Genomic DNA, 12601 nt, shown 5'->3' with positions numbered 1-12601 from the left:
AACATGCCGATTAAAAAGGGTTAGCAGGCGTTCCGTGTACCCGCCTGGCGCTGTTGGTTCCATAGTATCATTTGGATAACGCAATGATATGTTGGGGCGATCACACTGCGCCGCATCGGAAATCTCTGCGCACGATACCTTTCGTTGTACACCCGCGCGGCGTAAAAGCCCATGGGTTATGCGGGTTTTAACGGTCTGACCGCTTGAATTAAAGCGTTATTAAACAAAGTATAGCGCTAAATGTGCAATCAGCGCTCCAGATGCGGCTGCAGCAGGCTTTCAAACCACTCATGAAACACCGCCAGGCGCCTTGAGCGCTGGCGGCGATGGGGGTAGATCAGGGTGATCGGCATGGAGGCGGCGCGGTAGCCGGGCAGAACTTCCATCAGTTCACCGGCGTCGAGCAGGTGTTGTACGTCGTAGCGCGGGATTTGCATCAGCCCCAGCCCCGCGCGGCAGCAGGCGATATAGCTTTCGGCGTTGTTGACCACCACCCGGCTGGGCAGTTCGAGCCGTTGCGTATGGCCGTCGCCGGTCAGGTATTCCCAGGGGGATTCGCGGCCGGTTCTGGGCGAGGCGTAGCCGATGCTCCAGTGCCCCTCGGCGAGATCACCGGGGTGGAGCGGATGACCGAATTCGCTCAGGTAGGCGGGGCTGGCGCAGTTGATCAGCGCGATATGGCCGAGCGGGCGCATCACCAGGCTGCTGTCGTGCAGATCGCCGACGCGCACCGCGCAGTCGACCCCTTCCTGCACCAGATCGATGGCGCGATCGGCGGAGCCGAGCGCCAACTGCAGGTGAGGATGGCGCCGCAGCAAGCCGGGCAGCGCCGGAGCGATCAGCCGGCGGGCGATGCGGCTCGGCACGTCGACGCTGAGCCGCCCGGAGGCCTGCCGCTGGCTGGCCTGAAATGACTGATCGATGTCTTCCACTTCGGCCAGCAGCGGACGCAGCCGCTCGAGCAGCTGTTCGCCGTCGGCGGTCAGCCGCACTTGCCGCGTGGTGCGGTGCAGCAGCCGTACGCCCAGTTGCGTTTCCAATTGCTGCACGGCGGCGGACACCGAGGCGCGCGGCACCTCCAGCGCATGGGCCGCCCGGATAAAGCTGCCCATTTCCGCCACCTGTACGAATACGCGGTATTGATTGAATCTGTCCATCTCACTGACCTGCTGTTCCTTGGCGCCGTTTCTGACAGTAGAGTGTAGCCGCATGGCGCGGTTGCGTGCGAGCAGGTGCGGGGGCCTCTCCGCCCCCGTCGAACTTATTTGGTGGTGTAGCCGCCGTTGATCAGGATGGTTTGGCCGGTTATCCACCAGCCGTCGCTGACCAGATGGCGGATGAACGGCACCACGTCTTCGATATCGGTCAGGCCGGTTTTACTGAACGGCGACAGCGCTGCCGCCGTCTTGTGGTAGGCCACGGCGTCCGCGCCTTCAGCCGGGTAGAAGAACGGGGTATCCATCGGGCCGGGGCCGACCGCCGTCACGGAGATGCCACGTTCGCCAAACTCCTTGGCGGCGGCGCGGGTGAAGTGCTCCACCGGTGCTTTGGTGCCGGCGTAAGCGGCGTAGAACGGCGTGAAGGCGCCGAGCAGCGAGGTGACCAGCGTGCAGATTTTACCGTTGTCGTTAAGGTGCTTGCCCGCCGCTTTCAGGAAGAAGAACGCGGTTTTGGCGTTGACCGCGGTCATTTCGTCGTACTCGGCTTCGCTGATGTCGATCATCGGCTTTTTCAACACTTTGCCGACGGTATTGATGGCGATATCCGGCTTGCCGACGGCGGCGACCGCGTCGGCGAACAGCTTCTCGACCGCGCCCGCGGTGGTGAGATCGGCCTGCAGCGCGACACCTTGCGCCCCGGCGGCCTGAATGGCGGCGACGGTTTTTTCCGCTTCGGCTTTGGAAGCGGCGCTGTTGTAGTGGATCACCACCGCTTTGGCGCCTTGTTCAGCCAAATCGCGCGCGATCAGCCCGCCGAGGTTCTTGGCGCCGCCGGCGATGAGGACGGTTTTTCCCTTGATTGAATGGTTTGCCATAACAGTTTCCTTGGATGAACGTAACGGAAACCTGAGTCTAGCCAGCGTGGGGGGAAAGATCAGCGGCGCAGCGCGGGATAGACTATCCAGAAATGCGACATAATCGAAACGGATGGTTATCGCTTATAACGCCCCGGCAGGTGACTTTTCGGTACAGGGCGGTAAATTTTATCCACTGCTCAGGCCAGTTTGCGTTCCATTAACCTACAATGATGAATATGGGCTTCACCATTTCTCCTCTGAGTAGAACCATGCCGTGCAAATCTCTCTGTGCGGCGCGGCAACGTCTTTGGAGGCGGTGGGTTATGGGCGTGGCTCGTGCAGGCAAAAAAAGGGGATGAGAGCGGTAAGCTCCAGCAGAGTATCGGGTAATGAGGTAGGGCGGTTGGACCCGGCGGATGGCCGCGGATAACAACGCCTTGAGGGGGTAATCATGATCAGTACCGTCGCGCTGTTTTGGGCCTTATGTGTGGTGTGTGTGGTAAACATGGTGCGGTATTACTCTTCTCTGCGCGCGTTGCTGGTGGTATTGCGCGGCTGTGACCCGTTGCTGTACCAATACGTCGACGGCGGCGGCTTCTTCACCGCCCACGGCCAACCCAGCAAGCAACTGAGGCTGGTGCGCTATATCTTCGCGCAGCGCTATGTCGAACACCACGATCCGGAGTTTATTCGCCGCTGTGAGCGGGTGCGCGGGCAGTTTATGCTGACCTCGGCCCTGTGCGGCCTGGTGGTCATCTGCCTGATAGCGATGATGATTTGGTATTAATGCCTTTCTGTTTCCCTTAATGCAGGCAAAAAAAAGGCGGCCCTGCGGCCGCCTTCCTCATGATGCTTATCGCTTAGATCAGCTTCAACGCAACCCAATACAGCGCACCGGAAAGCAGAATCGAGATTGGCAGGGTCAGTACCCAGGCCAACAGGATGTTCTTCACGGTTTTGCTCTGCACGCCGCCGCCGTCCACAATCATCGTCCCGGCAACCGCCGAAGAGAGGACGTGGGTGGTGGAGACCGGCATGCCGGTATAGCTCGCCACGCCGATCGACAGCGCCGCGGTCATCTGGGCCGATACGCCCTGGGCGTAGGTCATGCCTTTCTTGCCGATCTTCTCGCCGATGGTGGTGGCCACGCGTTTCCAGCCCACCATGGTACCGAGCGACAGCGCCAGCGCGACGGCGACGATGATCCACATCGGCGCGTACTCGACGGTCTGCAGCAGATCCTGACGCAGGTTCTTCAGGAAGCGCTGGTCGGCGGATGAGGTTTCCGGCAGCTTGGCGACTTTATCCGCCGTGTCGGTCACGCACATCAGCAGGCGGCGCAGGTGGCTGCGCTGGTCAACCGTCAGCTGATCGTAGCTTTGCAGGTTGGTCAGCATGCCCTGAGCCAGTTCGATGGCCGGCATGGCGCGCGAACTGTCGCAGTGGAACTCGGCAGGCTTGCCAGACGCAGCGTCGTCATCCGGGCTTGGCACCAGCGGCGTCAGCGACACCGCATGCGACAGCGCGTCGCCGTGCTGCTGGTAATATTGCTGCAGGTGGGTCACGGCGTCACGCGTACGGGTGATGTCATAACCGGTTGCATTCATATTGACCACGAAGCCGGCCGGTGCAACGCCGATCAGCACCAGCATGATAAGGCCGATGCCTTTCTGGCCGTCGTTGGCGCCGTGCGAGAAGCTGACGCCAATCGCCGACAGGATCAGCGCGATACGGGTCCAGAACGGCGGCTTGCGTTTGCCGTCGACCTTTTCACGTTCCGCAGGGGTCATGTGGATACGCTGGCGTTTCTTGGTGCCACTCCAATAGCGGCGCAAGGCGAACACCATCACTCCCGCCACCATCATGCCGACCAGCGGCGAGAACAGCAGAGAAAGGAAAATGCCAATCATTTTCGGGACGTTAAGCGCATCCACCACCGAAGTGTGGGTCATCAGGGCGTTGGTTAAACCGACACCGATGATTGCGCCTATCAGCGTATGGGAACTGGAGGCCGGCAGACCGAAATACCAGGTGCCGAGGTTCCAGATGATTGCCGCCAACAGCATGGAGAAGACCATGGCTAATCCGTGTGCTGAACTGACGTTCAACAACAGATCGGTAGGCAGCAAGTGGACGATGGCGTAAGCAACACTCAAACCGCCGAGCATTACGCCAAGAAAGTTGAACAAACCTGCCATCACGACCGCAAGTTGCGAGCGCATGGCGCGGGTATAAATAACTGTAGCGACCGCATTGGCCGTATCATGAAAACCGTTGATGGCTTCATAAAACAACACGAACAACAATGCGAGAATTAACATCAGGCCGGTATGGAAATCCAGGCCAGCGAACAAATGCAGCATAAGCGTTACGCCAGTTTGTGGACATGAACGCCGCGCATTATCAGTGACAACCGGGGCCGGGGAAAAGGAAAATATGACGTTTTTTTGATTTGGACATGACGAAACGATGACGCGCCTATAACAAAAATATTGAATATCAACGCGTTATTCTCCTCTGACCTCTGTAATATTTTCTTACTGTGGCGTTGGCGGCGCCGGGGCTTTACAATCTTCCGCCGTGAATTTGGCGGTGACCGGCGGCGAAACGGCGTAATATGGCGCTCTTTTGTCGCGATTGTGGTTTTGATAAGTGAGGCTCAGGTGGAACAGTTTGATGTCGTAGTGATTGGGGCGGGCGCCGCCGGCATGTTTTGCGCCGCGCAGGCGGGGCAACTCGGTTGCCGCGTGTTGCTGCTCGACAACGGCAAAAAACCGGGCCGCAAGATCCTGATGTCCGGCGGCGGGCGCTGCAACTTTACCAACATGTACGCCGAACCGGCGGCCTATCTGTCGAACAACCCGCACTTCTGCAAGTCGGCGCTGGCGCGCTACACCCAGTGGGACTTCATCGATCTGATCAACCGCTACGGCATCGCCTACCATGAAAAAACGCTGGGGCAGCTGTTCTGCGACGATTCGGCGCAGCAGGTGGTGGATCTGCTGGTTAAAGAGTGCGAGCTGGGCCAGGTGACGATGCGCCTGCGCAGCGAAGTGTTGGGCGTGGAGAAAACCGAGAGCGGCTACCAGCTGGCGCTCAATGGCGAGAAAGTAAGTGCTTGCTCACTTGTGGTGGCCAGCGGCGGATTATCCATGCCGGGGTTGGGCGCGTCGCCGTTCGGTTACAAACTGGCGGAGCAGTTCGGCCTCAGAGTGTTGCCGACGCGCGCCGGGCTGGTGCCTTTTACCCTGCATAAGCCGCTGCTGGAGCATGTGCAGACGCTGTCCGGCGTGTCGGTGCCGGCGGTGATCACCGCCGAGAACGGCGTCAGCTTCCGTGAAAGCATTCTGTTCACCCATCGCGGTCTCTCTGGCCCGGCGGTATTGCAGCTGTCCAGCTACTGGCAACCGGGTGAGTATGTGAGCGTTAACTTACTTCCGGAGCTGGATCTGGCGGGCTTCCTGGATAACCAACGCCAAGAGCACCCGAACCAAAGCCTGAAAAACACCCTGGCGCTGCATTTGCCGAAGCGGTTGGTGGAGTGTTTGCAGACCCTGGGACAATTGCCGGAGGCGACGCTGAAGCAACTGAATGCGCCGCAACAGGCGGCGTTGGTGGATCTGTTGCAGAACTGGCGCGTGCAGCCGAACGGCACCGAAGGCTACCGCACGGCGGAAGTGACGCTCGGCGGCGTTGACACCAACGAACTTTCTTCCAAGACGATGGAGGCCCACAAGGCGCCAGGGCTCTATTTCATCGGCGAAGTGGTGGACGTGACCGGGTGGCTGGGCGGCTACAACTTCCAGTGGGCCTGGAGTTCGGCCTGGGCCTGCGCCCAGGCGCTGGCGGCGCAGGGGCGTTAAAACCCGCTCAGCCTTGACACGTGCCGGGTCACATTGGCCCGGCCTTGAGCTGATTCATTAATTTCATTTTAGTGTTTCCGTCGAGAAAGCTCGCCTCCAGCGCCTGTCGGTTGCTGCGGTTAAAATCGTCATCCTGCCAGCCGAAGGCGTCATGCAACAGCTGATACTCCTTGTTCAGCGTGGTGTCGGCGACGGTGCGCGCATCGGTATTCACGTTCAGCCGCACTCCCATCCTTTTCAGCCGATCTATCGGATGATCGTCGATGCTGTCGAACAGATTGCAGACGAGATTGCAGCTGGGGCAGATCTCGAGCAGGACGCCGGTGGCTATCAGACGCTCGACGAGCGCAGGGTCCTCGATGCTTCTGACGCCGTGGCCGATGCGCGACACCTGTAGCTGCTCCAGCGTTTCCCGTACGCTGTCGGCGCCCTTCGCCTCGCCGGCGTGGGCGATGACGTTGCCGCCGGCGGCACGCACGGCGCGAAAGGCCGCCACATGGTGGGTCAGCGGGTAACGCGCTTCATCGGCGGCCAAATCCAGCGCCACCACGCCGCTTCCCTGATAATCGATAACCAGTTTCGCCGTTTGCAGGCTGGCGGCCGCGTCGAAATGCCGCAGCGTGCACAGGATCAGCCCGGCGGCGATGCCGTAAGCCCGCGAGGCGTGATGCATGGCCGCCAGCACCGTCTCGACCACCGCTTCACCGCTTAACCCCAGCCGGGTATGCAGCAGCGGCGCGAAGCGCAGCTCGGCATAGATGACATTATCCGCCGCCAACTGCGCGAATAAGTCCTCGACGGCCAGCGTTATCGCCTGGCGTGTCTGCAATAGATCTATTTGCGGCGCTATCTTGCTTAGAAAGTCCCCCAGATCGGCGCATCGTTTCGGCGCGACAAATTGCCGATTAAATGCCGTTCTGGTTATTTGCGGGTCGACCTTTTTTAAATAGTGGTAGCTTAAACAGGTATCCAAATGAACGTGTAATTCCACTTTCTTCAATTTTCTTGGATCGAATTTCATGCGAGTCACTTATTTCATTAACGGCTGAGATAACAACGAGAACAGTTTTTCTTTAAACAGGCCGGGCTTAATGCGGGTAATCACGCGCGCATTGGCCGGTTCGCCGGTAAGCTGAGTGGAATCAATGACGTAATGGCCGTAAGACCTCTCACTTTTATATTCTACCCATGAATACGCCTCCAGACTGGTCTCGACGATATCTGGATAGAGCGCCACCGCCATGGTGGTCGGATCGGGCAAATCAAACCCTTTGCGTTCGGTACGCCGTGCGTTGAACGCCATCAGCGCGCGATTGCAGCGCACGGCAAAGCGTCCCAGTTCGCCGAGGTTATTCAATCGTTCTATATCGCGTTCGTCGATAAACGCTTCCCCCATGCCGATCTCCCAGCCGACGAGAGTGAGCGGCAGCCCGGCAGTGAGCACCAGGTGCGCGGCCTCGGCATCGGCGTAAAAATTAAATTCGGCCAGCGGGGTGATATTGCCGGGCATCAGCCCGGAACCGCCCATCACATAAACCCTCTTCACTTTTTCGGCCAGCGTGGGCGCTTTCAGCACCGCCATCGCGAGATTGGTCAACGGCCCGAGGGTGACGATTTCCAGCTCGCCATTGAGCCGTGCGGCGCAGTCGATGATGGCGTCCACGGCATGAACGGGTTCGGCGCTCTGGCGCGGATCGGGCAAGGCCATGTCGCCCATGCCGTCTTCGCCGTGAATATGGTGCGAATGATAACGCGTTCGGAAAAGCGGTTTCGCCATGCCGGCATAAACCGGGGGCGCATAGGTTCCCGCTTTTTCCACGCAGATAAGTGCATTTTTGACGCACTGTTCAAGCGGGCAGTTTCCCGCGACGGTGGTGATCGCTTCCACCTTCACGTCGGGTGCGCGCAACGCCATCAGCAGCGCGACGGCATCGTCGGAAGCAGTATCGGTATCTATCAAAATATGTCGCATGGCCATCTCCTCGGGTGGGCTATGCGGAGAAAGTACCCAGACGACCTAAGGCAAAAAAGGTCAGATGTCCTTTTTCGTTCTGAAGCGCGTCGGCTATGCTGAACGCAGTCGAAAGCGAGGATGTAAGACGTTTAAGGATGAGCCCTGGGAGTGAATCGCCTTGAAAACGGTCGGTGACAGCAAGCTAAAAGAAGCTTTTATCGACGCTCACGATCTGCGAACGGCGCTTTCGCCCACGCTGCTCGCCGCACTGCGCCTGGTCAGCGTCGAAGCCGGCGAATACCTGGTGACGCAAAGCGATCGTTTGACCCACCTGTTTTTTCTCGTGCAGGGAAAATTGCAGGTTGAGAATTTTGATGTGAATGGCGCGCACATTGTCTTTTCCTTCGAAACGGATTTCTCGGTGATTGGCGATCTGGAGCTGTTCTCCCAGGCGCAGCGCACGCTGTTCAGCACCGTGCAGGCGGTGACCGACGCGCTGCTCCTCGCGGCACCGATAGAGGCCATCAACAATCACGCCCTGAGCGACCCGGCGTTCCTCACCTTTATCTGCCGGCAATTGAGCACTAAGCTGCTGAATGCCTCTTTGCTGCATGCGAACGGCGTTTTTACGGCGGAGTATAAACTGCGAAAATTTTTATTATTCAAGATAAAGAACGAAGGGGAATTGATTGAGCTGGAAAACCGGGAGGCGCTGGCGGCGAGATTGGGCATCTCCGTCAGACAGCTGAGCCGCGCGCTGGCGCAGCTCGCGGCGGACGGCATCATTCAATTTAAAAACAAGTCACTGTGGGTGACGGATAGCCAACGGCTGTCCGACATCAACGGGAGCGCCAGGATCTAGCCGATCGCCGGCCCCTTCAATTCCACGCGATTGCCGTCCGGATCGCTGAAATAAATGGACGGGCCATCGCCTTCAGCGCCATAGCGCGATTCGGCGGGATCCATGCCGATCCCCTGCGCTCGCAGATAGGCCAGCAGCTCGTCCTCGTTGAAAGGATCGATGCGCAGGCAGACGTGATCGACATTTTGCCGGTGAGGATCGGGCGCCGCGCCGCCTTTTTTCCCCAACACGCCGTTAATATCCACCAGATCGATCATGGCCGCTCCGGCGCGCAGGTGCATCAGCCCCAAATCCGGCCGCTGTTTGGCGATATCACAGCCGACGATCTGGGTATAAAAATGCAGGCTTTTCTGCATATCGCGCACGCGCAGCACCACATGGTCGATAGTCTTCAGGCTGAAAGGGCGCACGGCCATCTCCTCAAACGGAAGTCTCCTTTACAGCATAAACGGCGCTGGCGGATTTATCCTGCTCCAGAGCTAAAGCCAAAAAAAACGGCCAATGGCTTTCACCATCGGCCGCGAGCGCTTGAGCATACCGGCGTTAGCGCGGGAAGTTGCCGCTCAGCGCATCCAGGCCGCCCTGGTAGATGCCGCTGAACAGGGCGACGGCCTCGTCGTCGCTGATGTTGACCGGCGTGAAGCTGCCCGACCATTCCACGCGCGCCACGTTGGCGTCGTCGGTGGCGTGTACTGACAGGGTGGACAGGTAATTCACCACCGGGAACGGCGCCTGCATGATGGAGTAGCTGTAGCTGCGTTGACGGTTGTCGAACGCTTCCAGCCGCTCGATGACGGTGCCGCCGTCGGCGGTGGTTAAGGTACGCACGCGGCCGCCTTCCGAAATGACGCTTTTCGGGATGAATGGCAGCCAGTCAGGCAGGGCGTCGAAGCCGCCGATCAGTTGCCATACGGTGTCGGCGGATGCCGGGATGTTCATAGATACGGATGTATTAGCCATTTTCTTTCTCTCTTGATATCGGTTTAGGGTACGGAATTACATTGCCAGGGTGTCGACGACGCCGCCGTCGACGCGCAGCGCCGCGCCGGTAGTGGCCGAAGACAGCGGGGACGCAAGGTAAACGGCCAGGTTGGCCACTTCATCGACGTCCGCCGCGCGCTGAATGATGGAGCTTGGGCGTTCGGTTTTAACGAACTCGTCGGCCTGATCGCGCGCGCTGCGCCCGGATTTGGCCGCCGCTTCCGCCAGCATCTCCTGCAGGCCTTCGGTAAAGGTTGGCCCTGGCAGGATAGTGTTGACCGTCACGCCGGTGCCGGCGAGGCGTTTCGCCAGGCCGTGAGACACCGCCAGGTTGGCGCTTTTGGTCACGCCGTAGTTGATCATGTCCGCCGGGATGGCGACGCCGGATTCGGACGATACGAAAATAATGCGTCCCCAGCCCTGTTCGGTCATGTTCTGCGCGTAGTGGCGCGCCAGACGCACGCCCGAGAGGACGTTGACGTTATAGAAGTGCATCCACTCGCTGTCGGGCACGGTAAAGAAGTCTTTATCGTTGAAAATGCCCAGGTTGTTGATCAGCACGTCAGCTTTAGGCTCCGCGGCGAACAGGGTTTCTGCCCCTTGTTCCGTGCCGAGATCGGCGACCACGCCGCGCACTTGCGCGCCGGGCACGTTGGCGCTGATGTCGGCGATAGCGTTATCGACCCCGGTTTTTTGACGGCCGACGATCACCACGGTGGCGCCCGTTTTGGCGAGTCCGCGCGCGATGCCCAAGCCGATGCCGGAGGTGGAGCCGCTGACGACGGCGACTTTGCCTGAAAGATCCAGTTTCATCATGTATATCACTCTGTAATGTGGGTAATGGGGCCGGGGGGCGGCCCCATAAAACTTAACGAATCGGCAGCGGCGCGTTGTCGGCCACCAGTTTCTGACGGCGCATCTCCGCCCAGAACTCAGCCGGGATCACTGCATCCAGCGCAGCCAGATCTTCGGCCATGCGGCCAGGACGGCTCGAACCGGGGATCACGGCGGCGACGGCCGGGTTAGCCAGCGCAAACTGCAGCGCAGCGGCTTTGACGTCTACCTGGAAGCGAGCGGCGATCTCTTTGATTTTCGCGACTTGCTGGCGAATAGCCGGGGACGCTTTCTGATATTCGAAATGTTCACCGCCGGCCAGCACGCCGGAGCTGTATGGGCCGCCGCCGACGATATCGACATTCTGTTCCAGCGCTTCCGGCATCAGGCGTTGCAGGGCGCGTTCGTGATCCAGCAGGCTGTAGCGACCGGCCAGCAAGAAGGCATCCGGTTTAGGTTCATCGAGCGCCAGCGTCAGCTCGCAAGGCTCGACGCGGTTAACCCCGAGTCCCCAGGCTTTGATCACGCCTTCGTCACGCAGGCGGGACAGCGCGCGGAAGGCGCCGGTACGGGCGATATTGAACTGTTCCAGCCAGCTGTCGCCGTAGAAATCCTGAGCGACGTCGTGGATCCAGACGATATCCAGACGGTCGGTTTTCAGGCGCTTCAGGCTGTTTTCAATGGAGCGAAGCGTGCCGTCTTCCGAGTAGTCGTTCAGGATCTTGTTTTTCAAACCGTGTTCGAACAGGCCGCCTTTCTCACCCAGATCGCGGGCGGCGGGATCTTCCATTTCGTCCAGCATGATGCGGCCCACTTTAGTGCTCAGTACGAACTCATCGCGTGGGTACTGAGAAAGCGCTTCGCCCATGCGAATTTCCGACAGGCCGGAACCGTAAAGCGGCGCGGTGTCGAAGTAGCGGATGCCCAAGTCCCAGGCGCTGGTTACGGTAGCCCGCGCTTCTTCTTCTGGAATGGCGCGGTACATATTGCCGAGCGGCGCGCCGCCCAAACCGATCTTGCCGGGTAAAATATTTTTGATGCTCATGGTGAATCCTCAATACGTTATCTTTTCAGGGAAACTTGTGGGGCTCATACAGCGTCTGCCCCGTCACGAGGCTAAAGATAACTTGGCAAGTTGTGACTTGATAGGACATAATTTGTCTAAGTTAAGTCCTTTGAGGTCTGAGATGATCGATTTACGTCAGTTGAAATACTTTGTGGCGGTGGCGGAAGAGGAGCACGTCGGCCGCGCCGCCGAACGGCTGCACATTTCCCAGTCACCGCTGAGCCGGCAGATTTCCCAGCTTGAGGAACGTCTGGGTTTGATGCTGTTCGAGCGCAATCAGCAGCGCATCCGCCTGACCGCCGATGGCCAGACGTTTCTGGCCGAAACCCGCGCGCTGTTGACGCACGCCACCCGGCTCGAATCGCTCGGGCGCCGCCTGGGGCGGGGGGAAGACGGCGGGCTGTGCATCGGCTATATCGAAAATGCGATGCACTCCGGCGTCTTGTCGAACGCATTGCGGTCGCTGCGGGTTTCCCGGCCGGATGTGCACATCGTGCTTTACAGCCAGCCTTCTTCCATGCAGATGGAAGGGCTGCGGCAGCGCAGCCTGGACGTGGCGCTGGTCAATACGGCGCCGGATCGCGCGGATCCGGATTTTGAATATACGCAGGTGCTGGACGATCGCATGCTGCTGGCCTTGCCGCAGACGCATCCGCTGGCGGACAGGGAAACGCTGCAGCCGGCGGATCTCACCGATCAGGCTTGGATCTCGGTGATCCACAAAGAGGATGCCCATTCGCGCGACGACTTCGTGGCGGCCTGCGTGAAGGCCGGGTTCGATCCGGATATTCGGCTGGAGGCGGGCGAGCCGCTGACCGCGCTGGGGCTGGTCGCCGCCGGATTGGGGATGACGTTGATCCAGCACAGCCTGCGGCATAACGCGCCGCAAGGCGTAGTGCTGCGCGAACTGCCCTGGATGCAATACACCACGCAGCTGTGGGCCGTGTGGCACAAGGCCAACCTGCGCCCGCTGGTCACCCATTTCCGCGAAGTGATGTCGGCCGGTCCGGCCTGCCACTGACTG

Annotated in this window: 13 protein-coding genes; 4 read left to right on the top strand and 9 right to left on the bottom strand. The window is 59.6% G+C overall.

All coding sequences use genetic code 11. The annotated features are described in order from the left end of the window. Positions 1–248: 248 nt before the first annotated feature. Both IT763_RS22205 and IT763_RS22200 read right to left on the bottom strand, forming a co-directional pair. The gene (locus IT763_RS22205; protein ID WP_206195020.1) at positions 249–1157 is read right to left on the bottom strand and encodes a LysR family transcriptional regulator; all 909 of its coding nucleotides are present in this window, start codon (positions 1155–1157) and stop codon (positions 249–251) included. Positions 1158–1261: 104 nt separating this feature from the next. After that, entirely contained in the window at positions 1262–2035 is a 774-nt protein-coding gene (locus IT763_RS22200) for an SDR family oxidoreductase (protein ID WP_016930436.1), read from the bottom strand. Positions 2036–2468: 433 nt separating this feature from the next. Here IT763_RS22200 and uspB point away from each other — a divergent pair, with 433 nt between their 5' ends. Further along, complete coding sequence (uspB, locus tag IT763_RS22195) at positions 2469–2804, top strand: universal stress protein UspB (RefSeq protein ID WP_004930978.1); 336 nt, start codon at positions 2469–2471, stop codon at positions 2802–2804. Between the two features lie 73 nt (positions 2805–2877). Here uspB and pitA read toward each other — a convergent pair whose 3' ends face one another. Continuing rightward, on the bottom strand, positions 2878–4380 hold the full coding sequence (gene pitA / locus IT763_RS22190) for an inorganic phosphate transporter PitA (protein WP_151254288.1): 1503 nt from the start codon (positions 4378–4380) through the stop codon (positions 2878–2880). Between the two features lie 300 nt (positions 4381–4680). Between pitA and IT763_RS22185 the strand changes: the two genes are divergently transcribed. Beyond that, on the top strand, positions 4681–5880 hold the full coding sequence (locus tag IT763_RS22185; protein ID WP_197788042.1) for an NAD(P)/FAD-dependent oxidoreductase: 1200 nt from the start codon (positions 4681–4683) through the stop codon (positions 5878–5880). Between the two features lie 28 nt (positions 5881–5908). Here the strand turns inward: IT763_RS22185 and add are convergent, their stop codons facing one another. Together add and IT763_RS22175 are read right to left on the bottom strand one after the other, a co-directional pair. After that, positions 5909–6901: an adenosine deaminase gene (gene add / locus IT763_RS22180; RefSeq protein WP_049300432.1), complete on the bottom strand. Its 993-nt coding sequence runs from the start codon at positions 6899–6901 to the stop codon at positions 5909–5911. A 9-nt stretch (positions 6902–6910) separates the two neighbouring features. Then, complete coding sequence (locus IT763_RS22175) at positions 6911–7852, bottom strand: nucleoside hydrolase (RefSeq protein ID WP_016930431.1); 942 nt, start codon at positions 7850–7852, stop codon at positions 6911–6913. A gap of 160 nt (positions 7853–8012) precedes the next feature. On the opposite strand from IT763_RS22175, the gene IT763_RS22170 reads away from it, so the two are divergent. After that, positions 8013–8696, top strand: coding sequence for a Crp/Fnr family transcriptional regulator (locus IT763_RS22170; protein ID WP_206195019.1), 684 nt, complete (start codon positions 8013–8015; stop codon positions 8694–8696). Here IT763_RS22170 and IT763_RS22165 read toward each other — a convergent pair. The 4 genes from IT763_RS22165 to IT763_RS22150 form a co-directional block, all read right to left on the bottom strand. Beyond that, complete coding sequence (locus IT763_RS22165; protein ID WP_206195018.1) at positions 8693–9112, bottom strand: VOC family protein; 420 nt, start codon at positions 9110–9112, stop codon at positions 8693–8695. The two genes, IT763_RS22170 and IT763_RS22165, sit on opposite strands and share 4 nt — an antisense overlap. A 127-nt stretch (positions 9113–9239) precedes the next feature. Further along, on the bottom strand, positions 9240–9656 hold the full coding sequence (locus IT763_RS22160) for an SRPBCC family protein (protein WP_028127813.1): 417 nt from the start codon (positions 9654–9656) through the stop codon (positions 9240–9242). A 36-nt stretch (positions 9657–9692) separates the two neighbouring features. Then, positions 9693–10490, bottom strand: coding sequence for an SDR family NAD(P)-dependent oxidoreductase (locus IT763_RS22155; protein WP_206195471.1), 798 nt, complete (start codon positions 10488–10490; stop codon positions 9693–9695). A gap of 55 nt (positions 10491–10545) precedes the next feature. Further along, the gene (locus IT763_RS22150) at positions 10546–11556 is read right to left on the bottom strand and encodes an aldo/keto reductase (protein WP_176062568.1); all 1011 of its coding nucleotides are present in this window, start codon (positions 11554–11556) and stop codon (positions 10546–10548) included. A gap of 142 nt (positions 11557–11698) precedes the next feature. Here IT763_RS22150 and IT763_RS22145 point away from each other — a divergent pair, with 142 nt between their 5' ends. Further along, on the top strand, positions 11699–12598 hold the full coding sequence (locus IT763_RS22145; protein ID WP_206195017.1) for a LysR substrate-binding domain-containing protein: 900 nt from the start codon (positions 11699–11701) through the stop codon (positions 12596–12598). The last annotated feature ends 3 nt before the right edge of the window (positions 12599–12601 follow it).

The sequence above is a fragment of the Serratia sp. CMO1 genome, assembly GCF_015689115.1.
Classification (GTDB): Bacteria; Pseudomonadota; Gammaproteobacteria; order Enterobacterales; family Enterobacteriaceae; genus Serratia; species Serratia marcescens.
This window is presented reverse-complemented; position numbering and strand designations above follow the sequence as displayed.

Bases quoted from the DNA above. Each gene is read 5' to 3' on its own strand.
- IT763_RS22205 (WP_206195020.1), bottom strand. From the start codon at position 1,157: ATGGACAGATTCAATCAATACCGCGTATTCGTACAGGTGGCGGAAATG.
- IT763_RS22200 (WP_016930436.1), bottom strand. From the start codon at position 2,035: ATGGCAAACCATTCAATCAAGGGAAAAACCGTCCTCATCGCCGGCGGC.
- uspB (WP_004930978.1), top strand. From the start codon at position 2,469: ATGATCAGTACCGTCGCGCTGTTTTGGGCCTTATGTGTGGTGTGTGTG.
- pitA (WP_151254288.1), bottom strand. From the start codon at position 4,380: ATGCTGCATTTGTTCGCTGGCCTGGATTTCCATACCGGCCTGATGTTA.
- add (WP_049300432.1), bottom strand. From the start codon at position 6,901: ATGAAATTCGATCCAAGAAAATTGAAGAAAGTGGAATTACACGTTCAT.
- IT763_RS22175 (WP_016930431.1), bottom strand. From the start codon at position 7,852: ATGCGACATATTTTGATAGATACCGATACTGCTTCCGACGATGCCGTC.
- IT763_RS22165 (WP_206195018.1), bottom strand. From the start codon at position 9,112: ATGGCCGTGCGCCCTTTCAGCCTGAAGACTATCGACCATGTGGTGCTG.
- IT763_RS22160 (WP_028127813.1), bottom strand. From the start codon at position 9,656: ATGGCTAATACATCCGTATCTATGAACATCCCGGCATCCGCCGACACC.
- IT763_RS22155 (WP_206195471.1), bottom strand. From the start codon at position 10,490: ATGAAACTGGATCTTTCAGGCAAAGTCGCCGTCGTCAGCGGCTCCACC.
- IT763_RS22150 (WP_176062568.1), bottom strand. From the start codon at position 11,556: ATGAGCATCAAAAATATTTTACCCGGCAAGATCGGTTTGGGCGGCGCG.
- IT763_RS22145 (WP_206195017.1), top strand. From the start codon at position 11,699: ATGATCGATTTACGTCAGTTGAAATACTTTGTGGCGGTGGCGGAAGAG.